The sequence below is a fragment of the Mesorhizobium sp. WSM1293 genome (assembly GCF_000513875.1).
In the GTDB taxonomy this organism is placed as follows: domain Bacteria; phylum Pseudomonadota; class Alphaproteobacteria; order Rhizobiales; family Rhizobiaceae; genus Mesorhizobium; species Mesorhizobium ciceri.
The window spans coordinates 209,967-233,585 of the sequence record NZ_AZUV01000011.1; the positions used below are offsets into that span (position 1 = coordinate 209,967).

20 protein-coding genes are annotated in these 23,619 nt (G+C 62.9%); 14 read left to right on the forward strand and 6 right to left on the reverse strand.

Going from position 1 to position 23,619, the window contains the following annotated elements:
• Nucleotides 1-12 precede the first annotated feature (12 nt).
• The 3 genes from choV to M729_RS0116055 all read right to left on the reverse strand — a co-directional run bounded on the left by choV (nucleotide 13) and on the right by M729_RS0116055 (nucleotide 3,115).
• A complete protein-coding gene (gene choV, locus M729_RS0116045; protein ID WP_013529958.1) occupies nucleotides 13-1,194 on the reverse strand; it encodes a choline ABC transporter ATP-binding protein in 1,182 nt (393 codons plus the stop codon).
• Nucleotides 1,191-2,045 carry a choline ABC transporter permease subunit gene (gene choW / locus M729_RS0116050; protein WP_024504538.1) on the reverse strand — a complete coding sequence of 285 codons (855 nt, stop codon included), beginning with the start codon at nucleotides 2,043-2,045 and terminating at the stop codon, nucleotides 1,191-1,193. Before choW ends, choV begins: the two co-directional genes overlap by 4 nt.
• A gap of 134 nt (nucleotides 2,046-2,179) precedes the next feature.
• Nucleotides 2,180-3,115, reverse strand: a complete 936-nt coding sequence (locus M729_RS0116055; protein ID WP_013529956.1) for a choline ABC transporter substrate-binding protein — start codon at nucleotides 3,113-3,115, stop codon at nucleotides 2,180-2,182.
• A gap of 237 nt (nucleotides 3,116-3,352) precedes the next feature.
• Between M729_RS0116055 and M729_RS0116060 the strand changes: the two genes are divergently transcribed.
• The 8 genes from M729_RS0116060 (at nucleotide 3,353) to M729_RS0116095 (ending at nucleotide 13,526) form a co-directional block, all read left to right on the forward strand.
• Nucleotides 3,353-3,964: a thymidine kinase gene (locus M729_RS0116060; RefSeq protein ID WP_027162173.1), complete on the forward strand. Its 612-nt coding sequence runs from the start codon at nucleotides 3,353-3,355 to the stop codon at nucleotides 3,962-3,964.
• Nucleotides 3,965-4,053: 89 nt separating this feature from the next.
• A complete protein-coding gene (locus M729_RS0116065; RefSeq protein WP_027162174.1) occupies nucleotides 4,054-4,443 on the forward strand; it encodes a cytochrome c family protein in 390 nt (129 codons plus the stop codon).
• A gap of 311 nt (nucleotides 4,444-4,754) precedes the next feature.
• Nucleotides 4,755-5,843: a hypothetical protein gene (locus tag M729_RS0116070; protein WP_024504535.1), complete on the forward strand. Its 1,089-nt coding sequence runs from the start codon at nucleotides 4,755-4,757 to the stop codon at nucleotides 5,841-5,843.
• Between the two features lie 31 nt (nucleotides 5,844-5,874).
• On the forward strand, nucleotides 5,875-7,020 hold the full coding sequence (locus M729_RS0116075; protein ID WP_027162175.1) for a hypothetical protein: 1,146 nt from the start codon (nucleotides 5,875-5,877) through the stop codon (nucleotides 7,018-7,020).
• A 24-nt stretch (nucleotides 7,021-7,044) separates the two neighbouring features.
• Nucleotides 7,045-8,955: an ATP-binding protein gene (locus M729_RS0116080; RefSeq protein ID WP_027162176.1), complete on the forward strand. Its 1,911-nt coding sequence runs from the start codon at nucleotides 7,045-7,047 to the stop codon at nucleotides 8,953-8,955.
• A 42-nt stretch (nucleotides 8,956-8,997) separates the two neighbouring features.
• The gene (locus M729_RS0116085) at nucleotides 8,998-10,302 is read left to right on the forward strand and encodes a DUF6638 family protein (protein WP_027162177.1); all 1,305 of its coding nucleotides are present in this window, start codon (nucleotides 8,998-9,000) and stop codon (nucleotides 10,300-10,302) included.
• A gap of 106 nt (nucleotides 10,303-10,408) precedes the next feature.
• On the forward strand, nucleotides 10,409-11,533 hold the full coding sequence (locus M729_RS0116090) for a DUF2333 family protein (RefSeq protein WP_013529949.1): 1,125 nt from the start codon (nucleotides 10,409-10,411) through the stop codon (nucleotides 11,531-11,533).
• Nucleotides 11,534-11,846: 313 nt separating this feature from the next.
• Nucleotides 11,847-13,526 (forward strand): formate--tetrahydrofolate ligase, encoded by a 1,680-nt coding sequence (locus tag M729_RS0116095; protein ID WP_013529948.1) that lies wholly within the window; start codon nucleotides 11,847-11,849, stop codon nucleotides 13,524-13,526.
• 67 nt (nucleotides 13,527-13,593) lie between these two features.
• On the opposite strand, the gene M729_RS0116100 is transcribed toward M729_RS0116095, so the two are convergent.
• Nucleotides 13,594-14,238: a cysteine hydrolase family protein gene (locus M729_RS0116100; protein WP_027162178.1), complete on the reverse strand. Its 645-nt coding sequence runs from the start codon at nucleotides 14,236-14,238 to the stop codon at nucleotides 13,594-13,596.
• Nucleotides 14,239-14,364: 126 nt separating this feature from the next.
• On the opposite strand from M729_RS0116100, the gene M729_RS0116105 reads away from it, so the two are divergent.
• Entirely contained in the window at nucleotides 14,365-15,360 is a 996-nt protein-coding gene (locus M729_RS0116105; RefSeq protein ID WP_027162179.1) for a helix-turn-helix domain-containing protein, read from the forward strand.
• Between the two features lie 5 nt (nucleotides 15,361-15,365).
• Here the strand turns inward: M729_RS0116105 and M729_RS0116110 are convergent, their stop codons facing one another.
• The gene (locus tag M729_RS0116110) at nucleotides 15,366-15,923 is read right to left on the reverse strand and encodes a sugar O-acetyltransferase (RefSeq protein WP_027162180.1); all 558 of its coding nucleotides are present in this window, start codon (nucleotides 15,921-15,923) and stop codon (nucleotides 15,366-15,368) included.
• Nucleotides 15,924-16,058: 135 nt separating this feature from the next.
• On the opposite strand from M729_RS0116110, the gene M729_RS0116115 reads away from it, so the two are divergent.
• From M729_RS0116115 to M729_RS0116130, 4 genes are all read left to right on the forward strand, one after another.
• A complete protein-coding gene (locus M729_RS0116115; protein ID WP_027162181.1) occupies nucleotides 16,059-16,520 on the forward strand; it encodes a membrane protein in 462 nt (153 codons plus the stop codon).
• The gene (locus M729_RS0116120; RefSeq protein ID WP_027162182.1) at nucleotides 16,517-17,893 is read left to right on the forward strand and encodes an FAD-containing oxidoreductase; all 1,377 of its coding nucleotides are present in this window, start codon (nucleotides 16,517-16,519) and stop codon (nucleotides 17,891-17,893) included. Before M729_RS0116115 ends, M729_RS0116120 begins: the two co-directional genes overlap by 4 nt.
• 125 nt (nucleotides 17,894-18,018) lie before the next feature.
• A complete protein-coding gene (locus M729_RS0116125; protein ID WP_027162183.1) occupies nucleotides 18,019-19,191 on the forward strand; it encodes an MFS transporter in 1,173 nt (390 codons plus the stop codon).
• Between the two features lie 86 nt (nucleotides 19,192-19,277).
• Nucleotides 19,278-20,333, forward strand: coding sequence for a succinylglutamate desuccinylase/aspartoacylase family protein (locus tag M729_RS0116130; RefSeq protein ID WP_027162184.1), 1,056 nt, complete (start codon nucleotides 19,278-19,280; stop codon nucleotides 20,331-20,333).
• Between the two features lies 1 nt (nucleotide 20,334).
• Here the strand turns inward: M729_RS0116130 and M729_RS0116135 are convergent, their stop codons facing one another.
• Complete coding sequence (locus M729_RS0116135) at nucleotides 20,335-21,105, reverse strand: isocitrate lyase/phosphoenolpyruvate mutase family protein (protein WP_024504525.1); 771 nt, start codon at nucleotides 21,103-21,105, stop codon at nucleotides 20,335-20,337.
• 319 nt (nucleotides 21,106-21,424) lie between these two features.
• On the opposite strand from M729_RS0116135, the gene M729_RS0116140 reads away from it, so the two are divergent.
• On the forward strand, nucleotides 21,425-23,614 hold the full coding sequence (locus tag M729_RS0116140; protein ID WP_027162185.1) for an anthranilate synthase: 2,190 nt from the start codon (nucleotides 21,425-21,427) through the stop codon (nucleotides 23,612-23,614).
• Nucleotides 23,615-23,619: the final 5 nt, after the last annotated feature.

The following is a 23,619-nucleotide window of genomic DNA, read 5'->3' on the forward strand; positions in this document are numbered from 1 at the left end:
ATTCCGGAGAAACTACCGCCGCAACACCGCGCTCAGCACGTCGCGAATGCCGATGGCGCCGACGAAGCGCGACTGGTCGTCAAACAGCGCTACCGGAGCGGTCTGCGAACGGTGCATGGCCAGCATGACGGTTTTCAGCGAGGTGCCCGGGTTGGCCCAGAACACTTGCGCGGCTTCCTCGGATTGGCCTTCGACGTCGGCGCACGACACCCAGACCGCCGGCTTGCCGTCGCGTTCGGCCGCCGCAACCAGCCCGTGATCGTCGATCTTGAAGCGCGTCGTCTTGCGGCGGTCGAGCCAGACCCAGCCGTCCTTGCCGTGCTCCAGATCGCGACGGTCGCGCATCACGTTCCAGGCGGTCAGCACCGACAGCGGGTTCACATTGGCGATGAAGTCTCGGACATAGTCGTTGGCGGGCCGCAGCACGATGTCTTCGGGCGCGCCGGTTTGCACGATGCGCCCACCCTCCATGATGGTGATGTGGGAGCCGATCTTCAGCGCCTCCTCGAGGTCGTGGCTGACGAAGATGATGGTCTTCTTCAATTCAGTCTGCAGCTGCAGCAATTCGTCCTGCAGCTTGGTGCGGATGAGCGGGTCGAGCGCCGAGAACGGCTCATCCATCAACAGGATCGGCGCCTCGGTGGCGAAGGCCCGCGCCAGGCCGACGCGCTGCTGCATGCCGCCCGAAAGCTCATGCGCATATTTCTTCGACCACTGGTCGAGATTGACCAGCTTGAGCTGGCGTTGGACGCGCTCCTTGCGTTCGGCTTCCGGGACGCCGGCCAGTTCGAGGCCGAGACCGACATTCTCCTCCACCGTGCGCCAGGGCAAAAGGCCGAACTGCTGGAACACCATCGCCACCTGTTTCTGGCGCAGGCGCCGCAAGGTCGCCTCGTCGCAGGTGACGACATCGACGGTCTTGTCGCCATCCTTGACCAGCACCTGGCCGCGCGACACCACGTTGAGCCGGTTGACCGCCCGCAGCAATGTCGACTTGCCCGAACCGGAGAGGCCCATCAGAACGGAGATCTCGCCCTCGTTCACGGTCAGGCTGGCGCCGGCGCAGCCCAGTACATTGCCGGTCTTTTCGAGGATCTCGGCGCGGCTGGCGCCGGCGTCGATCATCTTCAGCGATCCGGCCTGGTCGGCCCCGAAGACGATATCGACGTTCCTGAAATCGACGGCGACGGTCATTTCTTGCCTCCAACGGCGATGCGGGTCATCCGGTCGAGCACGATGGCCAAAACGACGATGGCAAGCCCCGCCTCAAGCCCGAGGTCGATGCGGCGCGAGCCGAGCGCCCGGTTGATCTCGGTGCCGAGCCCGCCGGCGCCGATCAGTGCGGCAAACACCACCATCGACAGCGACAGCATGATCGATTGCGTCAGGCCGGCCATGATGGTGGGCAGTGCCGACGGCAGTTCCACCTTCCACAGCAGCTGGCTCTTGGTGGCGCCGAAAGCCTCGCCGGCCTCGACGATCGACTTCGGCACCGAGACGACGCCCAGATGCGTGAGCCGGACCGCGGTCGGAATGACGAAGATGATGGTGACGATGAGGCCGGGCGCGTTGCCGAGGCCGAACAGCGTCAGCACCGGGATCAGGTAGACGAAGGTCGGCAGCGTCTGCATCAGGTCGAGCACCGGCAGCATGACGCGGTAGACCTTCGGCTTGTGCGCTGCCCAGATGCCGAGCGGCACGCCGATGGCCATGGCCATGGCAGCGGCCGCGACGACCAGCACCAGCGTCTGCACCGTCTGCTTCCAAAGGTTCTGGTTGATGATGAAGATCAGGCCGAGAAAGACGCCGATGGCAAGTGGCCGCGAGCGTTGCAGCAGCCAGGCGACAACGGCGATGACCAGCGCCAGCAGCACCGGCGGCACCATCAAGAGGATGCCGACCAGCCCATCCAGCAGGAAATTGAGGCCATTCGAAAAGGCCCTGAACACAGTGTCGAAATTGTCGGTGAGGAAACCGAAGAAGGCCTTTCCCCAGGCGCCGATCGGAATCTTGTGATCGACCATGAATTTCGAAATCGGATCCATATCGCCCCTCTCGTGCAGGAGACCGCCCTGCCCCTCGGCCTCGGCCGTCGTCATCTTGTCACAGGATATGAAAAAGGGCAGCCTTTTCTAAGATGGCTGCCCTTCCTGGTTCGGCTTTGCCGAATTCAGTCGGCTCAGCTTCCGAGCGCGGTCTTGATGGCGGCGGCAGCGTCACCGCCGTCGAAGGTAGTCACGCCGGCTATCCACGGGGCAACGGCATCCGGGTGCTTCTTCAGCCAGTCGGTTGCAACCGTATTGGCGTCGCCGCCCTTGAGGATCGCGTCCATCATCTCGCCTTCCATGTCCAGGTTGAACTTCAGGTTGGCGATGAACTTGCCGGCGTTCGGGCATTCGGTGGTGTAGCCCTTGCGCACATTGGTGTAGACGGTGGCGGCGCCGAAGCCGCTGTCGCCCATGCCGTCGAGATAGGTGATCTTCATGGCGCCCATCACCGGATGCGGCGTCCAGCCGAGGAAGGCGATCCATTCATTGTTCTTCATCGACTGCTCGGCCTGCGTCAGCATGCCGGCTTCCGAGGATTCGACCAGCTCGAAGCCTTCGAGATTGTCCTTCGGGTTCTTGATCATGTCGAGGATGATGCGGTTGCCGTCATTGCCGGCCTCGATGCCATAGATCTTGCCGTTGAACTTGTCCTTGAACTTGCCGATATCGGTCAGCGATTTGACGCCGGCGTCGGCGACATAGGTCGGCACGACGATGCCGTAGCCGGCGCCGGTCAGGTTGGTGCTGATCGTCTCGACCGAACCGTCGGCTGTATAGTCCTTGATGTCGTTGGTCATCGACGGCATCCAGTTGCCGAGGAACACGTCGAGATCCTTGTTCTTCAGCGACGCCATGGTCACCGGCACCGACAGCTGGATCGTTTGCGGCTCATAGCCGAGCGCGGTCAGCAGCACGGAGGCGACGCCGGTCGTCGCCTGGATGTCGGTCCATCCGACATCGGAAAGGCGCACCGCCTTGCAGCTCGCCGGATCACCGGCGTAGGCAGCGCTGGTGGACAAAAAAGCCGCCAGGCCGAGGCCGGCGACGAAAGAGTTCATACGCGACATAGACAGTCTCCCATTGTGATTCTTTGGCGAAGCGTAGCTACGGTTTCTATGCCCGCCTTGTTTCGTCAGCCAAACACCATTCTGGTGTGGTTTCAAGCATTAAGACAATCACGATCAACGGCGCGGGCTGGCCAATCAGCGACACATCAGGCGCTTTTGTCTGGCCAGCCGGCTTTTTCAGGGGAATGCCGCTCTGGCCCCTCCCCGTGTCAGGCCAAGTCGGCTTAAAAGAGCGGCATGGCCAAGCTTTACTTCCACTACGCGACGATGAACGCCGGCAAGACGACGATGCTCTTGCAGGCCTCTTACAATTACCGCGAGCGCGGCATGGGCACGATGCTGTTCGTCGCCGGCCACTACCGCAAGGGCGATACAGGCCTGATCTCGTCGCGCATAGGCCTGGAGACGGAAGCCGAGATGTTTCGCGACGGCGACGATCTGTTCGCCCGCGTCGCCGCTCATCACGCGCATACGTCGGTGCATTGCGTCTTCGTCGACGAGGCGCAGTTCCTCGAGGAAGAGCAGGTCTGGCAGCTCGCCCGCATCGCCGACCGGCTGAACATCCCGGTCATGTGCTACGGCCTGCGCACCGATTTCCAGGGCAAGCTGTTTCCCGGCTCGCGCGCGCTGCTGGCCATCGCCGACGATTTGCGAGAAGTGCGCACCATCTGCCGATGCGGCCGCAAGGCGACGATGGTCGTGCGCCTCGGCCCCGATGGCAAGGTGGCGCGCCAGGGCGAGCAGGTGGCGATCGGCAAGGACGTCTATGTCTCGCTCTGCCGCCGCCACTGGGAGGAAGAGATGGGCCGCGCCGCGCCAGACGACTTCATCGGCTTTATCAAGGGCTGACGGTCGGCGGCCTTGACCCCGGCCCTATGCAGCGTTTCTTAAGGCCTCGGTACTATAACGCAGCCAGCCAGAGCTCCCCGGGGTCAGCCATGCTTCGAGCCGCTTCGTTCGCCAGTATCCTTCTCCTTGCCAGCTCGCTCGTAGCCCATGCCGGCGGTGATCCTGCCCTGGGCAAGAAGGTCTTCAACCGATGCATGGCCTGCCATGACGCAGCCACCGACCGCGACAAGGTCGGTCCGCATCTGTTGGGCGTCGTTGGCCGCACCGCCGGCAGCGCCGAGAGCTTTCTTGGCCACTATTCCGAGGCGATGAAGAGTGCTGGCGCCGCCGGCCTGGTCTGGGATGAAGCCAATCTCGCCGAGTATCTCAAGGCCCCAAAGCTGAAGGTGCCGGGCAACAAGATGGCCTTCGGCGGCCTGACCAATGACGACGACATCGCCAATGTCATCGCCTATCTGAAGGCCGATCCCAAGCCTTGATCCGCTGTTCGTCAGCTCTGTAAAACCGGCTTTCCCCTCGCATATCGCGGCCGCGATTGCTTCAGTCGTTTGCCGAATACAAAGGCATCCGTGCGCCATCGGCTTGCCGCATGAAAGTTCAATGACAGCTGAACTACGGCTGGCAGGCAAGCTAATCACGCCAGGCCCCCGCCTTCACTGGTTTTCAAGACCCTGATGGATTCTTTTGTTTTCACGCCGCCCTTGTCCTCACGTCTTTCAATCCCCCGATGCCCCACATATATTCGCCGCTGTTCGCGACCAGCGACGTCATGCCGAAGCGGGAGGCCCCAATGGCGACATTGCAGAATTTCGACGCCGAAATTGCCAAGACCAAGCAGGTCGTGCAGGACATGCGCTCCAAGATCGAGCAGTCCGGCACCATGCTTGATACGCTCGCCACATCGGACAAGAAGATCGGCGACGCCAATTTCGACCTCGAGAACGCCCGCATCGAGGATGTGCTGAAGCAGCAAAAGGTGATGGAAGGCAACATTGCCGACCTGATCATCGGCCTGGAGGACGCCACCAACGTCTTCGGCTCCGAGTTCGAGAGCATGAAGAACTACACCGGCTGGGAAAAATTCATCGGTATCTTCTCCAGCCAGAGCAAGCAGCGCATGCGCACCGACCGCGTCCGCAACATGTCGCTGGCGGGCAATCTGCAGGAATTGCTGGTCAAATCCGACACCATCGTCGGCATATTGAAGGCGCAGAAAGAGGTCCTCGACCAGCGCTACAAGACCTCGGAAACCAGCCTGTCGCAGGTGATCGAGCGCCGCAAGACCACCATGACCAACCTCGAAGCCGTGCAGAAGCGCATCGAGGAGCTCAACCCGATGCTGCTCGACATCGAAAACAAGATCGCCGCTTCGACCAGCCAGAAGGACCGCACGCAGCTCGAAGGCGAACGCTCCAAGCTGGCGACGGAATACAACGAAAAGCAGGCCAAGGAGCAGGAGCTGCTGGCCGAGAGCCAGACGCTCGAGCGCTACACCTCGATGTTCCAGACCTTCGTCGATTCGCTCAACAACCAGATCGCCGCGCAATCGACGCTGATCAACAAGCTGACCATCGATACCGAGCAGCGCATCGTGCTCTACAAGGCGCTGGAAGATTCGCTGAAGACCGCCGCCCAGCAGGACGTCGCCCACAAGATCAACACGCTGGGCAGCCAGGTCGACAACACCGCCGAGGAAACCATGGCCGGCATCGGTGCTGCTTCGCAAAAACACATCGGCGACCTACTCGAGATGCACGAGAAGAACATGGTCGCCACCGCCGACATCCAGCGCCGCAAGAAGCTGGCCGACGATGCCTTTGCCCGCCGCTTCGACGAGGTGCTGAAGAAGCACAATTCGGCAAACTACGTGCAGTCTTAGGGGTGATAGGACTGCCCGCGAGCGCACAGGCATGACCCCCGAAAACGAAGCGGCGGCACGATATTTCTCCGCCATCACGGCCGCGCTGAGCGGCCTTGAAGTGTTCATGCGCGACGATCGCTCGCCGCTTTACCGGCACGGCATCGTCGCCAAGATCGTCGCCGAATACATCGCCCGGCTCGACAAGTCGTTTTCCTGCTGGCGCAACCGGCTGGGCTTCATGGACACGTTCCGCATTTCGCGGGCCGAAAGCGGATTCCCGGTGTTCCAGAACCTGCTCGAACTGGAAAACGACCGCCGCCAGGCCGACGCGCGGCTTGCCAACATCCCGCTCGCCGGCGAATTGCGCGAGGAAATGGCCGACTTCATCCTGCGCCACAAGGAATTCCCCGAGGCGCTGCAGAAGTCGATGGCCGAGCGGCTCTATCTCGAGGACGTGAAAAGCGAGAACACCTTCGGTCCCTTCACGCTGGCGCAAACCGCCAAGGTCTCGGTCAATCCGAAGACGGGACGGCCCTATTATCTCGTCCATTGGGCGACGTTCGACGGCAGCGCCAACCTGCCTCTGGTCTACATGGTGACGGTGGAGGATTCTTCCGACGCGATGATCCGCCAGCTTGTCGACAGAAACGGCAAACTCAACGAGACGGTCGACATTCCGCTGCCGGTCGACGGCCTGCTCAATCCCGAGCTTGCCCATCGTTTCGACGATTTCACCGAGAAGAACTCCGCCTATACGCTGTCGCCGGCAACCATCGCGGTCAACCTCGACAAGGATTTCGAACCGCTGCACCCCAAGCAGCTGCGCCGCGTCGTGCTCGGCCCGTTCTATTCGGTGGGGATTACCGACAACAATTCGACGGTGACCGAGGTTCTGGCCAAGGTGCGCAAGCCGCAAAATGCCTGGCTTTTGACCTGGACGATCCAGGAGGTCTATTCCAAGAGCGAGAAGCCCGGCCGCAAGGGCCTGTTTTCGAGTGAGAAGACAACGCAGGAATTCTTCATCAACACTGATGATCTGGAAGCCGCGCGTCAGGGCGTGTCGAGCTATGAAAACCATGCGCTGATTCCGCACGAGGCCTATCAGGCACTCTACGCCGCCGGCGAAGCACAGAAGATTTTTGCCGGCTACAAGGTTCATATCCTGTCCAACGGACAGGTCATCTCAGACGTCTGACCGTCACACCACGGAGCACCCTTCATGGATACCGGCCTGACCACCATTCCGGAAGCCGCCATCGAGAAGCACCGCGCCACCGCGCAGAGCTTCATCACCCGCATCGTCGTGCTGGAGGACCTGTCACGGGAGTCCGGCACCGCGCTTGCCGGCACCAACCGCCGCTTCGTCTCGACCGTCTCGGTCGGCTCGGTGCGTCGCACGCGCGAGGTCGAGCTGGCCAAGACCGTCGGCGCCGTTCATCCCGACGACCAGCTGCTGACCATCCCGCAGCACACGCTCCTGTTTCGCGCCCGGCGCGGCACGGCGATCGCGCTGGCCATATCGGACGTCTTTGCCGAAGGCTCCGACCTCGAAAGCCTGCAGGCCAGGAATACCCGCGCGCCGCTCGAAGGCGACGAAGCGGCCACCTTCAAGAAGCTTCTGTCGGCCTCGGCTTACATCTCCGCCTTCAGCCTCGCCTCCTACCTGTTCCAGCTGATCGACAGCGACGGCGAGGCACCCAACGACATCCCCGAGCCGGACTTCCTGTTCGACACGCCGCAGGATGCGGTGAAGTCGATCCTCGCTGGCCTCGACAAGGCGATCTCGGGATCGTCCGATGATGCCGATTTGATGACAAGGGCACGCGCCTTCGCCCGCGTCGCCATCGACGGGCTTCTGGCCCGCAAGGGCCGCTTCGACGGCATCGGCCCGTTCGAGAACGCCCATATCCGCATCGATGCCGACGATTTCACTCTCGATGGTTTCGACGTCGCGCCGGGCAAGCGCTCAAAACCGCTGGTGATGACCTTCAAGAAGCCGGAAGAGGTCGTCGGCAACCACATCGCCAAATACCAGTCGGTCAAGCTCGCCAAGATGCTGATGGCCTATGATTTCGAGCGCGAACTCAATCCGTTCGTCGAGCTCGGCGGCTTCCTGTTCACCTTCATCGGCGACGGCGCCCCCGGCACCGGCAAGACGACGCTGATCCAGATGATCGCCGGCCTCGTCAACGGCTATTGCCAGGTCGCCGGCTATCCCTTCGCCTACGAGAATTTCGGCGTCGACCAGATCTCGTCCTACCAGGGCAAGTCGGGCCAGAACTGCCGCCAGTTCATCAACAATGTCTTGAACCCACGCGTCATCGGCTTCGGCACCATCGACGACATCGACCAGGTGGCCGCCAGACGCTCCGACGACCGCGCCTCCGCCGGCCAGCAGGAGATAACAGGCGTCTTGATGGACGCCTTCGCCGGCGCCGCCACCGTGGTGCGCGGCAACTGCTCGTTCGGCATGTTCTCCAACTACCCCGAAAATGTCGACGACGCGCTGCGCCAGCGCGCCGGCGCCCGCTGGCTGGTCGACGGGCCGCAGAGCCGCGACGACTACATCGATATTTTTGTCCTGCTGGCGGGGAAAAACCACAAGATCCCGCTCGGCGACCACGACCTCTACGCCGCGCAGGAAATCCAGCGCGCCGTGACCGAAGCCTATGAGGAGCACGAGAAGCCGCAGGAAGATGGGCTGATGAAGGTCTACGAGCGCTACATGAAGGAGAACGGCGCGCCGAAATCGATGGCCGATATCGGCACCTATCTGCACCTGATCAAGGATGCCGAGCCCCGCTTCACCGGTCGCGCCATCAAGAATGTCACCGACGCCATCAAGATGCGCGCCATGGACATCGAGCTTCCCGACGATTGGTTCGAGAAGCCGGAAGTCTTCATGCACAAGGGCTACGACGAGAAGAAAGCGATGATCGAGGAACTGCGCGGGCCGTTCTCGATGGACATGGTCATGCAGGAGATCAACCGCTACGCCGACTCGGAGTTCCGCTATTCCGACAAGTCCGACGACTCCGCCGTGGAAAAACTGCTGCGCGACGCCCGCCTGCGCGAACGGGCTGCGCGCGAGATGGAGGAGATGAAGAAGAAGGGGCTATGGAATGCGTGAGCTGCGCCGGCCTTCCCTTCACCCCTTGTGGGAGAAGGCAAGATGAGCCCCGCCAAGAAACCCGATCTCCTGCGCGACAATGAGCTGATCTATGGCCGGCTGCTGACGGTCGACGAGCCGCATCTGATCCAGCGCTACAACAAGGCGCTCGCCGCATTCGGCTTGAAGCCGACCAAGCTGAAGACCTTCCAGATCGATCGCACCGGCTTTTCGCCCGAAGTGGCCGAGGAATGCGACGACTACGACTATCTCGATCCCAACGAGGTCAACCGCCGTTTCATCATCCTGACGCCGTCGCAGATCGACCTGCCGGTGGTGCACACCGCCTTCTCCAATACCTCGCAGCTGATGTTCGAGTTCATGTCCAAGAACCAGCGCGCCATCGATGCGCTGACGATCAAGGATGTCATCTACGGCGAGATCGAGGATTCCGTTCCCAAGGTCAACGATATCGAGGACCTGCTGTCGATCAGCCAGGTCGAGTTCAAGGTGCTGTCGGCTGAGGATGTGCTGGGCAAGGCCGCCGAGCTCGGCAAGCTCGTCGACTGGTTGAAGCAGGAGCCCGACGCCTGGCGCGACAGCGCCATGCTGAACCGCATGGTCGAGCTCGCCAAGATCTGCGGCGACATCCGCGAGAACGCGCTGGTGCCCGACCAGGTGATCTTCCGCCACAACGCCTACTGGACCAGCCATTTCGGTGGCCTTTACGTCTTCGTCGACCCGGATGTGACGACGGTGATCAGCGATCCTGCGGCGCCAGGCTTCCGCCGTTCGCGGCCGTGGCAGGTCAGCTATCTCTCCATTAACGACGCCGACAAGGTGTTCAAGTTCCTCGCCACCACCGGCCGCATCGAGTTGCCGCGCGCCTCCTGGGTCGAGGCCTCGGGCTATCTCGAGCACCGCGCCGAGATGGTGGTGCGCGCGCTGATCCGCGATGCCGAGCCGAACCGCAACTTGACCAATGTCGACAAGGTCTGGCTGCAGACCTGGATCCAGAGCCATGCCGACCTGATCACCAGGGACGGCAATTTCCCTTTCCTCAACGCCGCCAAGCGCGAGATCGCCCAGCTCGGCCACCTGAAGATCGAGGATGTCTTCCCGCAGCAGCGCTTCCTGGTGATCCGCGCCAAGCCTGACCATCCTGACGCCTGGCTGACCAACCGGCTGATCTCGGATTTCGTACCGTCGGACTTCGTCTCGCGCTACATCTTCAACAAGGACGGCTTCTACAAGGACTATGGCGGCTTCAGCGACGCCTGGCGATCGCATGTTGTGGACGTTCTCAAAACCACATATTTGAAGGACAAGGTGGCGTTTCGCACGCGCCTCTACGGCCTGACTGACTAGAACGAAATGAACCGTTTATTTTGTTCTAACTTCTTGTTTTGGCGCATAATGTTATCCAAAAAGTCTGCAACTTTTTGGCATCATGCTTTGAGGGGGTGACACAGCCATGCTCGATCCGATCGTGAACTTCTTCACCCGCATTTTCCAGTGGATCGGCCGCGGTATCGGGCTTTTGATCGGCGTCATCCTGTGGCCGTTCCTGTGGGCCGGACGCTGGTACACGCAGCGCGGCTGGATCCTCAAGGCGGCGGTCGGCCTTGCTCTGCTGGTGCTGATCGGCCTCTATGCCAATTTCTTCTACGCCACCCAGTGGTGGAACAATTTCAACCCGAACTATCCAGACACCTACACGTTCGAGAAGCGCAATGTCTCCGCTGGCGAACAGGTCTCCGCCGGCGCCGGCACCGACACGGCCAAGACCTGCGGCAACTCCGGCATTGCCCAGATCGCCGCCGACCTGACCGACTTCAACGTCAACCAGAATGCCTGGATCTCGTCGATGATCCTCTACAAGCTCGGCCTGTTCGGCATCGACTGGGACAACACGCCGTGGATGGACAACAAGGCCTCCTTCCAGCGCGGCATCAACCAGGCGGTGCGGCGCACGGCGACCGAACTCGCCGACAATCTCGGCCGCGTCCGCACCACCTCGCAGATCGACAGCGATCTGCAGAATGCCCGCGGCAACCTGCAGTTCGACGAGGAGACCTGGTATTTCGGCCTGAACCCGTTCGGCCCCAAGACACCGACGCCGAGCTACTATCGCGACGCCGTGCGCATGCTGCGTTCCTTCAACGCTCGCCTTGCCACCTGCCAGGCGACATTCGACGCCCGCGCCGACAATCTGAAACAGTATATCGACCGCATCTCGTCCGACATCGGCTCGACCTCGGCGATCCTCAAGGAACGCGCCGAGAACCACAACAATGGCTGGTTCGACTTCCGCGCCGACGACCGCTACTGGTTCGCCTATGGCCAGCTCTATGGCTATTACGGCCTGATGAAGGGCGCCCAGGCCGACTTCGAGGACGTCATCAAGGAAAAGCATCTGCAGAACCTGTGGGACACGATGGACTCGCAGTTCGTTTCGGCGCTGAAGATCCAGCCTTTCATCATCGCCAATGGCCGCGAGGATGGCTGGCTGTTGCCGACGCATCTGACGACGATGGGCTTCTATGTGCTCAGGGTGCGCTCCAACATGGTCGAAATCAGCAACGTTCTGACGCAGTAGCGCTGTTCCATTAGGGACCAGGCGATGGTGAATTTGCGCCGTCGCCTCTGTCGCATTCCGTGCATTGTGCGGCTGTTTTGAGACGGCGGAACGACGCGTCCTCTGGCTTCTATACGGCGCGGCAACGGAGCCAGGAAGAACCGACGACAGGTCGGCCGGTCCGCAGAAGAATTTTCTCAAGAGGAAACATAGTTGCATACAAGTTGACGCCGCGGCAGCGACAGGGTTAGAACATGCCCCCGCCCGGTTCCAACCTGCTTGCCAGTAAGACCAAACCCGTCCCCTCCACCGTCCAATCCAGAGGAAAGCCGTCATGGCCGAAGTGAAGTCCGACATCGAGATCGCGCGCGGCGCCAGGAAAAAGCAGATCCAGGAGATCGGCCAGAAGATCGGCATCCCGACCGAACACCTGCTGCCCTACGGCCACGACAAGGCCAAGATATCAGCCGAATTCATCAAATCGGTGAAGGGCAACAAGGACGGCAAGCTGATCCTCGTAACCGCCATCAACCCGACGCCGGCCGGCGAAGGCAAGACCACGACCACGGTTGGTCTCGGCGACGGCCTGAACCGCATCGGCAAGAAGGCGATCGTCTGCATCCGCGAGGCTTCGCTCGGCCCGAACTTCGGCGTCAAGGGCGGTGCCGCCGGCGGCGGCTATGCGCAGGTCGTGCCGATGGAGGACATGAACCTCCACTTCACCGGCGACTTCCACGCCATCACCACCGCACACAACCTGCTTTCGGCGCTGATCGACAACCACATCTACTGGGGCAATGAGCTCGGCATCGACACCCGCCGGGTCGTCTGGCGCCGCGTCATGGACATGAACGACCGCGCGCTGCGCGAGATCATCTGCTCGCTCGGCGGCGTCGCCAACGGCTTCCCGCGCGAGGGCGGTTTCGACATCACCGTCGCCTCGGAAGTCATGGCGATCCTCTGCCTGTCGACCGACCTGAAGGACCTGGAAAAGCGCCTCGGCGACATCATCGTCGCCTATCGCCGCGACAAGTCAGCCGTCTATGCCCGCGACCTCAAGGCCGACGGCGCCATGGCTGTGCTGCTGAAGGACGCCATGCAGCCGAACCTGGTGCAGACGCTGGAGAACAACCCGGCCTTCGTGCATGGCGGCCCGTTCGCCAACATCGCGCATGGCTGCAACTCGGTCGTCGCCACCACGACGGCGCTCAAGCTCGCCGACTATGTCGTCACCGAAGCCGGCTTCGGCGCCGATTTGGGTGCTGAAAAGTTCTTCGACATCAAGTGCCGCAAGGCGGGCCTGAAGCCGGCAGCGGCGGTCATCGTCGCCACCGTGCGCGCCATGAAGATGAATGGCGGCGTCAAGAAGGAAGACCTCGGCAAGGAAAACGTCGAAGCGGTGAAGAAGGGCTGCGCCAATCTTGGCCGCCACATCGAGAACATCAGGCAGTTCGGCGTGCCGGCGGTGGTTGCCATCAACCATTTCTATTCCGACACCGACGCCGAGATCCAGGCGATGAAGGACTATGTCGCCTCGATGGGCGAAGAAGCGATCCTGTGCAAGCACTGGGCGCACGGCTCGGCCGGGATCGAGGATCTCGCCAACAAGGTGGTGGCACTGGCCGAATCCGGCGCCTCGCAGTTCGCCCCGCTCTATCCCGACGCCATGCCGCTGTTCGAGAAGATCAACACCATCGTCCAGCGCATCTATCGCGGCTCGGAAGCGATCGCCGACAAGTCGGTGCGCGACCAGCTCAAGGCGTGGGAAGACGCCGGCTACGGCCATTTGCCGGTGTGCATGGCCAAGACCCAGTATTCCTTCTCGACCGACCCGAACCTGCGCGGCGCGCCGACCGGCCACACCGTGCCGGTGCGCGAGGTCAGGCTTTCGGCCGGTGCCGGCTTCGTCGTCATCATCTGCGGCGAGGTCATGACCATGCCGGGCCTGCCGAGGGCGCCATCCTCGGAAAAGATCTTCCTCAATGAGGCCGGCAATATCGAAGGCCTGTTCTAAAATCCTTCAATTCAAACAGAAAGGGCGCCGCAGCGATGCGGCGCCCTTTCTGTTTTTTCGGATAGCCCTAAGCAGCGCTGCGCGACAGGGCCCGCTGGTTGGAGCCGAAGATCGTGTCGCGCTCCGGCAGCGCGCCGGTCTGCAGGCACTCCACCCATTCGGCGGTCTTGAGCACGGCGGCGAAGCGCGACTGCAGGATGATCGTGACCACGCGATGGATCTCCTCGGCCGAGGCGTAGCCGGCGCTGTTGGCGTAAGGCACCGAGCCGGTCGCATCCGACAGGAACTCGACGGCAAAGCCCATATGCACGGCGTGGATAATGGTCGACAGGTCACAATTATGCGTCATGTAGCCGACCACCGTGATCGTATCGATGGCATTGGCGCGAAGCCAGTCTTCCAGATCAGTGCCGGTGAAGGCGGAGGGCAGGTTCTTTTCGATATAATGGTCGCGCTCGCGCCTGGCGATTTCGGGATGCAGTTCGCCGCCGTGACTGCCCTTGGCGAAGATCGGCGAGGTCTCGGGCGCCATCTGCTTGACGACCACCACCTTGATGCCGGCAGCAGTCGCTGCATCCATGGCGCGTGCCACATTGACGACGCTGTCGCGGAACGGCGGATGCTGGATGGCGAGATTGCCGCCGTCATAATCGTTCTGCACATCGATGACGATCAGCGCCCGGCGCGGCGTGGTGTTGGCTGGGTCAGACATGGTGTTTCCTTTCCGGCTTGAATTCGATGGATGGAAGATAGGCGGGCTGCCAGACAGCCGAAAGTGGCCCGATTGACATCATTCGAAAGAATTGGGACAATCCGCATTCAACCGCTGGAAGCACCCATGAACGACCCGATCATTGCCGTCCTCGCCTTCGACGGCATCAGCCCGTTCCATCTTTCCGTACCGTGCCTGGTCTTCGGCGAGGACAGGACGGCGCTTGGCCTGCCGCGCTTCGACTTCCGCATCTGCGCGGTCAAGGCCGGCCCGATCCATACCGAAGCCGGGCTGACAATTGCCGCGCCGCATGGGCTCGAAGGGCTGGACGGCGCCGATATCGTCATCATCCCGAGCTGGCATCATCTGAGCGAACCGGTATCGCCGCTGCTGATGGAAGCGCTGCGCCATGCGCACCAACGCGGCGCCTTGATTGTCGGCCTGTGCCTCGGCACCTTCGCCATTGCAGCGGCCGGGCTGCTTTCGGGCCGACGTGCCGCGACGCATTGGGCCTATTGCGAACAATTGCAAACACTCCATCCCGACATCGCTGTCGATGCCGCGGTGCTCTACGTCGACAATGGCGATGTCGTGACCTCGGCCGGCGTCGCCGCCGGCCTCGACTGCTGTCTCCACATCGTGCGCGCCCGCTACGGTGCGGAAGCAGCACTGCGGCTTGCTCGCCAGATCGTGCTTTCCCCGCATCGCCAGGGCGGCCAGGCGCAATTCATCGAGCATCCGGTGGCAAGAAGCGCGGACGCCGACCGCTTCACCCAGGCCCTCGACGCGGTCCGCGCGACGCTTGGCGAAGCGCATAGCCTGGACCGCGTGGCCGAGGCCGCCGGCCTGACCCGCCGCACCTTTACCCGTCGCTTTCAGAAATCGATCGGTGTCAGCTTTGGCGATTGGCTGACCAGCCAGCGGATCGAACTGGCGCAGCGTTTGCTGGAAGCGACGGAGAAATCCATGGACATGATCGCCTTCGAAGCCGGCTTCGGCAGCGCCACCTCGCTGCGCCAGCATTTTTCGGCACGGCTCAAGACATCGCCGGCGCAATACCGGCGCGAGTTTTCCAGGCGAGGCGATCAGGAAGAGCGCATGACGTATGTCCTGTCGTCCTGACCTGTTCAGCCCCGCTTGACCGGCCGCGCCGGATTGCCGATCACCGTGGCGTTCGCCGCCACGTCGCGCGTCACCACCGCACCGGCGCCGACGATGGCGCCTTCACCGATGCTGACGCCGCCAAGGATGACGGCTGAGCCGCCGATCCAGGCATTGGCGCCGATCTCGATCGGTCGGGCGATCTCCAGTCCGGCCTGCCGCCCACTGGCCTCCTTGTGGTGCTCGGCGCAGTAGATCTGCACGTTCGGGCCGAGCAGCGTTGCCTTGCCGATGCGCACGCTCGCCGTGTCGAGGATGGTGCAGCCGGCATTGAGGAAGACGCCGTCGCCGAGAAAGATGTTGAAGCCATAGGCGCAGTGGAACGGCGCCTCGATACGGGCGCCCTCGCCGGCTCTTCCCAGCAGTGCCTTCAGACCCGGCCCGAGATTGCCGCGTTGACGAGGCGGCAGCAAGTTGTGCTCGAACACCGCATCGCGCGCTATCATCCGCAACGACTCCAGTTCGTCATCGAGGCAGGTATACCATTCGCCGGCCACCATCTTCACGCGCTCGCTTTCAGCCATGATGCGGTCTCCAGTTCACGTCCTTGCAAAGCACAAGTGCAGCCAAAAGCGCCGATGCCAGTACTGGTCAAATATTGGACCTATGGTAGCCTGTGACTCAAGGCCGTCTTGGCCCGTGATCGAGGGGGATCGACCATGCTCTACATTCTGGCACTTCTGATCGGCGTCATTGCCGGTCTTCGCGCCATGACGGCGCCGGCCGCCATTGCCTGGGGCGCTTATCTCGGCTGGCTGACGGTTGCCGGCACCTGGGCGAGCTTCATGAGCCACTGGGCGGCTGTCGGCATCTTCACCATCCTGGCCATTGTCGAGTTGGTCACCGACCAGTTGCCGTCGACGCCGAGCCGTAAAGTACCCCAGCAATTCGGCGCCCGCATCGTCATGGGCGCCTTCACAGGCGCGGTGATCGGCGCGACAGGCGGCGCCACCATCGGCGGCCTGATCGCGGGCGCCATCGGCGCTGTCATCGGCACGCTGGGCGGCGCCGAAGCTCGCGGCCGGCTCGCGGCCGCCTTCGGCAAGGATCCGCCCGCCGCCTTTATCGAGGACGCGGTGGCGATCATCGGCGGCCTGCTGATCGTAGCGGCGGTGGCATGACGACGAAAACCTTCGACGCCATCATCATCGGTGCCGGACAGGCTGGCCCTCCGCTGGCCGGGCGGCTGACGGCCGCCGGCATGAGCGTCGCGCTGATCGAGCGCAAGCTGGTCGGCGGCACCTGCGTCAACACCGGCTGCATGCCGACCAAGACCATGGTCGCCAGCGCCTATGCCGCGCATCTGGCGCGCCGCGCCGCCGACTACGGCGTGACGCTCAGTGGCCCCGTCGGCGTCGACTATGCCAGGATCAAGGCGCGCAAGGACAAGGTGACGATCGACGCCCGCACCAATCTTGAGACCTGGATTGCCGGCATGGACAAGTGCACCCTCTATCGCGGCCATGCGCGTTTCGAATCCGCCAACACGGTGCGCGTCGGCGACGATCTTTTGACCGCCGAAAAGATCTTCCTCAACACCGGCGGCCGCGCCTCGGTGCCCGACCTTCCCGGCATCCACGACATCGACTATCTGACCAACTCGTCGATGATGGATCTCGATGTGCTGCCGCGCCATCTCGTCGTCGTCGGCGGCAGCTACATCTCGCTCGAATTCGCTCAGATGTTCCGCCGCTTCGGCGCGGAAGTCACCGTCGTCGAGAAGAGCCCGCGCCTGACCGGCCGCGAGGACGAGGATGTCTCCGCCGCCATCCTGTCGATCCTCGAAAACGAAGGCATCGCGGTCCATGTCGGCGCCGACGACATTGCCTTCGCCAGACAGGGTGACGACATCGCCGTGACCTTCTCCGCCGGCAAGCCACCGGCGGTCGGCTCGCATGTGCTGCTGGCGCTGGGGCGCACGCCCAACACCGACGATCTCGGCCTGGAAAGGGCCGGCGTCGAGGTCGACAAGCGCGGTTTTGTCACCGTCGACGACCAGCTGCGCACCAGCGTGCCCGGCATCTGGGCGATGGGCGACTGCAACGGCAGGGGCGCCTTCACCCACACCTCCTACAACGACTACGAGATCGTCGCCGCCAATTTGCTCGACAACGATCCGCGGAGGGTCAGCGACCGGATCGAAGCCTATGCGCTCTACATCGACCCGCCGCTTGGCCGCTGCGGCATGACCGAGGCCGCAGTGAAGAAATCCGGCCGTCGCGCGCTGGTCGGCCAGCGGCCGATGACCCGCGTCGGCCGCGCTATCGAAAAGGGCGAGACGCAGGGTTTCATGAAAATCCTGGTCGATGCCGACACCAGGGAGATCCTCGGCTGCTCGGTGCTCGGCCCCGGCGGCGACGAGGCTATCCATTGTGTGCTCGACCTGATGTACGCCAAGGCGCCCGTCGACACGCTGGCGCGTGCCGTGCACATCCATCCCAATGTTTCGGAGTTGCTGCCCACCATTGCCCAGGAGCTGAAGCCGCTGGCGTGACAGCCCGTTGAAGACCCATTTTAAAGCTCTTCCTTTTCTGCATCGCTGCAATGCAGCAATGCAGCTTGCGCACGGTGGCGTGCTTCGCGCAGTCTGGAATTGAACCGATTCAGTCTGGACGCACCATGCCCTTGCCGATCCTTGCGCTTGCCATTGCGTCCTTCTGCATCGGCACCACCGAATTCGTCATCATGGGCTTGCTGCCTGAGGTCGCCGCCGACCTCGGCGTGTCGATCCCCGCGGCGGGCCTGCTGGTTACCGGATATGCGCTGGGCGTCGTCTTCGGCGCCCCGATCGTCGCCATGGCCACTGCGCATTTGCCGCGCAAGCCGGTGCTGGTCGGGCTGGCCGTGCTGTTCGTCGTCGGCAATCTGTTTTGCGCCATCTCGCCCAACTACTGGACGCTGATGGCCGCGCGCGTCTTCACCGCTTTCGGCCACGGCGCCTTCTTCGGCATTGGCTCGGTCGTTGCCGCCAGCCTGGTGCCGCGCAACAAGCGCGCCAGCGCTATCGCGCTGATGTTCGCCGGGCTGACGCTGTCCAACATCATGGGTGTTCCCGCCGGAACCGCACTTGGCGAAGCGTTCGGCTGGCGCTCCACCTTCGTTGCCGTGGTCGGTATCGGCCTGATCTCGGTGGCAGCGATCGCCTGGTTGGTGCCGTCCGATGTCGCCGAGCCAAGCGGTGGCGGCCTGCGCGGCGAGCTGCGCGTGCTGGGCAAGCTGCAGGTCTGGCTGGCCATGCTGATCGCGGCGCTGACCTCCGCAAGCCTGTTCACCGTCTTCACCTACATCAAACCCTACCTCACCGAGGTATCGGGCTTGTCGACCTCGGCAGTCACGTGGGTTCTGCTGCTGTTCGGCGCGGGCATGACCATCGGCAACATCATCGGCGGCAGACTGGCCGACTGGAAACTGATGCCGACAGTGATCGGCACCCTGCTGCTGATGGCCCTGCTTTTCGTTGGATTCAGGCAGTTCGGCGCAATCGCCAGCGTTGCCATCGGCATCGTCTTCCTGTGGGGCCTGCTCATCTTCGTCGTCGTGCCGCCGTTGCAGATCCGGGTCGTCGAGGCGGCCTCCGAGGGACCGAACCTCGCCGCCACGCTGAACCAGGGCGCCTTCAATATCGGCAATGCCAGCGGCGCCTGGATAGGCGGCGTGGCCCTGTCCGCCGGTGTTTCCTATGCCAATTTGCCGCTGGTCGGCGCAGCACTCGCTGTTTTGGCGGTCACCGTCGCTGTGCTGTCGCAGGCGCTGGACCGGCGCGCGCCGGTCATCCCGCTTCCGGCTGAATAGTCTCTTGCGCCCATAGCGCGGCAGGCTGGACCAATCGACATCGGCGCCTTCAAATCGCATGTCTCTCGCTCCTGATGGAGGAAGTCATGCAGAAATCGATCGAACGCATCGCCGGCGAAAGCGAAGGGGTTTCCTACGAATTCCCGCTGTTCCGCTTCACTGGTTCCGACAAGGCTGCTCCTTCGGCCTATCTGCAGGCGGCACTCCATGCCGGCGAATTGCCGGGTGTCGTCGCCATCGACGCGCTGATGCCGATGCTTGCCAGGGCGGAGGCCGAAGGCCGCATCGAGGGCAACCTCACCATCGTGCCCTGGGCCAACCCGATCGGCCGGGCGCAATATCATTTCGGCGAGCATCAGGGCCGCTTTCATCTCGGCACGCGCACCAATTTCAACCGCGGCTTTCCGCTGCTAACGGCGCCCGACACAGCGCTCTTGCCCGACACCACCCTTGGCAGCGTCGACCAGCGGCTGAAGACGCGGCTGGTGCAGCTGTCGCTCGGCCACGACATCATGCTCGACCTGCACTGCGATGACGAGGGCCTCGCCTATCTCTACGTCCACACCAGCCTGTGGCCTGGTATGGCCGATTGCGCCGCGGCCATGGGCGTCGACGCGGTCGTGCTGTGGAGTGAAGACACTGACGGCACCTTCGAGGGCGCCTCGATCATGCCCTATCAGAACGTCCCCGCCGATGTGGCCAAGCTCGACCGTCGCGTCGCCACCACCGTCGAATATCGCGGCATCCTCGATGTCGACGGTGCCTTGGCCGCCGCCGACGCCGACGGCCTCTACCGGCTGCTGGTGGCGCGCGGCGTGATCGCCGACAGCGCCCTGCCCGCGCCGGGTCCTTTCACCGGCTTCGTGGCGCCATTGGAAAACATCGACATGATGCCGGCGCCACGGGCCGGTGCCGTGCTCTACGACGTGAAGCCCGGCGACCGCGTCGCCAAGGGCGCGCGCCTCGCCACCATCGTCCATGCACCGGGTGAAGCCGATGGCCGCACCGAAGTGTTCGCACCGCAGGACGGCATCATCCTGACCCGCCGCTCGCGCCGCATCATCCGCGCCGGCGAAGATCTTCTGAAGCTGGTCGGCGACAGGAAGAGCACTGATGCCCGGTCGGGAACGCTGGAGGACTGACTTAGCCCGAAATAGCCAGTCGCGCCTTCGCCTCCAGCCATTCCGCCATCTGCCGGTAAGGCACCGGGCCGTGACTGATGCGGGCGACACCCAGTTCCGCCAGCCGCTGGCGCGGCGGCACATGCGCCAGCGCAATGATGTTGACCGGCAACGCAATTGCCTTGCAGAGCGTCTCGATCAGGCCTTCGTCGCCAAGGCCCGGCGCAAAGAAGCCGTGCGCGCCGGCTTTTTCGAAGGCCTGTGCGCGCTCAATGGCCTGGTCGAGCAGAACGTCATCATGCGCATCCGGTTTCGCCTTGAGGAAGATGTCGGTTCGAGCGTTGATGAACGCCGGTATGCCGGAAGCCTTGACGGCCGCCGCCGCGGCTTCGATGCGCTTTGCCTGCACGGAAATGTCATGCAGGCCGCTGCCACCGACAATCTGATCCTCGAAATTGAAACCGATAGCGCCGGCCCGCAGCGCCAACGTCACCGTGCGAGCGACGATTTCCGGGTCAACGCCGTAGCCGCCCTCGAGGTCCATGGTCACCGGCAGGTCGACCGACCCGACGATGCGCTTGATGTTGTCGAGCGCCAGTTCCAGCGGGATTTTCTCGCCATCGGCGTAGCCGAACGCGGCCGCGACCGGCCAGCTTCCGGTGGCGATCGCCTTGGCACCCGCTTTCTCGATGATCTTGGCCGAACCCGGATCCCAGGCATTGTAGAGGACGACCGGGTTGCCCTTGACGTGGAGGGAATGAAACGTCCGCGCGCGCTCGATCTGCTCGGTCATGGTTATTTTCCCGTCTTCCTGCTGTTGGATGAGCACTCTAAGCGGCACCGTCGGCTCTGGCGATGTGCCATGAGCCTGAGAAGCGGCGGCCAACGAACAGACTTTCAAACCTGTTGCGCATCCTTCTTTTCGCAGCTATGGATTTCGCCATGAATATGCGTTCGATCAAGACCATTTGGTGGTGGGCCTGCTGACAGCGGCCTGTTCGAACACGTGCGCGTGAATAGAGAGGGTGGCCGCAACGGAAAGTCCGGGCGGCCATTTGTTTTTTCCAAGCCATTCCCGGGTCCGTTGCCCCAAGAAGCTGATGGAGACGGCAATGACGATGAAGGTTCTGGAAAACGGCGCGGAAAGTTTCGTGACCGCGGGTGGCATCACCATCACCCGCGCGCGCCACGACCGGCCGTATGCGGGCGCGATCGACGCTTACGTCGACGGCCTGAATTCGCGCCGCGGCGCGGTGTTTTCCTCCAACTATGAATATCCCGGCCGCTACACGCGCTGGGACACCGCCATCATCGACCCGCCTCTGGTTGTCTCCGCGCGCGGCCGCGCCATGCGTGTCGAGGCGCTCAACGGCCGTGGCGAGGTGTTGTTGCCGGTCATCGGCAAGGCGCTGGATAGCCTGGCCGATATCACCATCGCCGAGACATCGAAAAGGCTCATCCGTCTCGACGTCGCCAAGCCCGGCCGTGTCTTCACGGAAGAAGAGCGCAGCCGTGTTCCTTCGGTGTTCACCGTACTGCGCGCCATCACCGCTCTGTTCAAGACCGAGGAAGACGCCAATCTTGGTCTCTACGGCGCTTTCGGCTACGACCTCGCCTTCCAGTTCGACCCGGTCGACTACAAGCTCGAACGCAAGCCAAGCCAGCGCGACCTGGTGCTGTTCCTGCCTGACGAGATCCTGGTCGTCGACCATTATTCGGCCAAGGCATGGACCGACCGCTACGACTATGCCGGCGAGGGTTTTTCGACCGAAGGGCTGCCGCGCGACGAAATCTCCGAGCCGTTCAAGAGCCCCGACCGCATCCCGCCGCGCGGCGACCATGAACCCGGCGAGTATGCCGACCTGGTGCGCAAGGCGATGGATTCGTTCAAGCGCGGCGACCTGTTCGAGGTCGTGCCGGGCCAGATGTTCTACGAGCGCTGCGAGACGCAGCCGTCCGAGATTTCGCGCAAGCTGAAGGCCATCAATCCGTCGCCCTATTCCTTCTTCATCAATCTGGGCGAAGGTGAATATCTGATCGGCGCCTCGCCGGAAATGTTCGTGCGCGTCAACGGCCGCCGCGTCGAGACCTGCCCGATCTCGGGCACCATCAAGCGCGGCGACGACGCAATTTCCGACTCAGAGCAGATCCTGAAACTGCTCAACTCGAAGAAAGATGAATCCGAGCTGACCATGTGCTCGGATGTCGACCGCAACGACAAGTCGCGGGTCTGCGAGCCGGGTTCGGTGCGCGTCATCGGCCGGCGCCAGATCGAGATGTATTCGCGCCTGATCCATACGGTCGACCACATCGAAGGCAGGCTGCGCGAAGGCATGGATGCCTTCGATGCCTTCCTGTCGCATGCCTGGGCGGTCACCGTCACCGGCGCGCCGAAGCTATGGGCCATGCGCTTTATCGAGCAGAACGAGAAGAGCCCGCGCGCCTGGTATGGCGGCGCGATCGGCATGGTCAATTTCAACGGCGACATGAACACCGGCCTGACGCTCCGCACCATCCGTATCAAGGACGGCATTGCCGAAGTGCGCGCCGGCGCCACATTGCTGTTCGACAGCATTCCCGAGGAAGAAGAAGCCGAAACCGAACTGAAGGCATCCGCCATGCTCTCCGCCATCCGCGACGCCAAGACAGGCAATTCCGCCAGCACCGAGCGCACCACCGCGCGCGTCGGCGACGGCGTCAACATCCTGCTGGTCGACCACGAGGACAGTTTCGTCCACACGCTGGCCAATTATTTTCGCCAGACCGGCGCCAACGTCTCGACCGTTCGCTCGCCGGTGCCTGAGGAAGTCTTCGACCGGCTGAAACCCGACCTCGTCGTGCTGTCGCCCGGCCCCGGCACGCCGAAGGACTTCGATTGCGCCGCAACCATCAAGAAGGCGCGCGCCCGCGAACTGCCGATCTTCGGCGTCTGCCTTGGCCTGCAGGCATTGGCCGAGGCCTATGGCGGCGAACTGCGGCAGCTGCACATACCGATGCACGGCAAGCCGTCGCGCATCCGCGTCTCCAAGCCCGGCATCATCTTCTCCGGCCTGCCCAAGGAAGTCACCGTCGGCCGCTACCACTCGATCTTTGCCGATCCGGTGCGGCTGCCCGACGATTTCATCGTCACGGCCGAGACCGAGGACGGCGTCATCATGGCCTTCGAGCACCGCAAGGAGCCGATCGCCGCAGTGCAATTCCACCCGGAATCGATCATGACGCTCGGGCACAATGCCGGCATGCGCATCATCGAGAACATCGTCGCCCACCTGCCGCGCAAGGCCAAGGAAAAGGCCGCCTGACGATC

Coding starts and splice junctions, on each gene's coding strand:
- choV (WP_013529958.1), bottom strand. CDS start 1,194: ATGACCGTCGCCGTCGATTTCAGGAACGTCGATATCGTCTTCGGGGCC.
- choW (WP_024504538.1), bottom strand. CDS start 2,045: ATGGATCCGATTTCGAAATTCATGGTCGATCACAAGATTCCGATCGGC.
- M729_RS0116055 (WP_013529956.1), bottom strand. CDS start 3,115: ATGTCGCGTATGAACTCTTTCGTCGCCGGCCTCGGCCTGGCGGCTTTT.
- M729_RS0116060 (WP_027162173.1), top strand. CDS start 3,353: ATGGCCAAGCTTTACTTCCACTACGCGACGATGAACGCCGGCAAGACG.
- M729_RS0116065 (WP_027162174.1), top strand. CDS start 4,054: ATGCTTCGAGCCGCTTCGTTCGCCAGTATCCTTCTCCTTGCCAGCTCG.
- M729_RS0116070 (WP_024504535.1), top strand. CDS start 4,755: ATGGCGACATTGCAGAATTTCGACGCCGAAATTGCCAAGACCAAGCAG.
- M729_RS0116075 (WP_027162175.1), top strand. CDS start 5,875: ATGACCCCCGAAAACGAAGCGGCGGCACGATATTTCTCCGCCATCACG.
- M729_RS0116080 (WP_027162176.1), top strand. CDS start 7,045: ATGGATACCGGCCTGACCACCATTCCGGAAGCCGCCATCGAGAAGCAC.
- M729_RS0116085 (WP_027162177.1), top strand. CDS start 8,998: ATGAGCCCCGCCAAGAAACCCGATCTCCTGCGCGACAATGAGCTGATC.
- M729_RS0116090 (WP_013529949.1), top strand. CDS start 10,409: ATGCTCGATCCGATCGTGAACTTCTTCACCCGCATTTTCCAGTGGATC.
- M729_RS0116095 (WP_013529948.1), top strand. CDS start 11,847: ATGGCCGAAGTGAAGTCCGACATCGAGATCGCGCGCGGCGCCAGGAAA.
- M729_RS0116100 (WP_027162178.1), bottom strand. CDS start 14,238: ATGTCTGACCCAGCCAACACCACGCCGCGCCGGGCGCTGATCGTCATC.
- M729_RS0116105 (WP_027162179.1), top strand. CDS start 14,365: ATGAACGACCCGATCATTGCCGTCCTCGCCTTCGACGGCATCAGCCCG.
- M729_RS0116110 (WP_027162180.1), bottom strand. CDS start 15,923: ATGGCTGAAAGCGAGCGCGTGAAGATGGTGGCCGGCGAATGGTATACC.
- M729_RS0116115 (WP_027162181.1), top strand. CDS start 16,059: ATGCTCTACATTCTGGCACTTCTGATCGGCGTCATTGCCGGTCTTCGC.
- M729_RS0116120 (WP_027162182.1), top strand. CDS start 16,517: ATGACGACGAAAACCTTCGACGCCATCATCATCGGTGCCGGACAGGCT.
- M729_RS0116125 (WP_027162183.1), top strand. CDS start 18,019: ATGCCCTTGCCGATCCTTGCGCTTGCCATTGCGTCCTTCTGCATCGGC.
- M729_RS0116130 (WP_027162184.1), top strand. CDS start 19,278: ATGCAGAAATCGATCGAACGCATCGCCGGCGAAAGCGAAGGGGTTTCC.
- M729_RS0116135 (WP_024504525.1), bottom strand. CDS start 21,105: ATGACCGAGCAGATCGAGCGCGCGCGGACGTTTCATTCCCTCCACGTC.
- M729_RS0116140 (WP_027162185.1), top strand. CDS start 21,425: ATGACGATGAAGGTTCTGGAAAACGGCGCGGAAAGTTTCGTGACCGCG.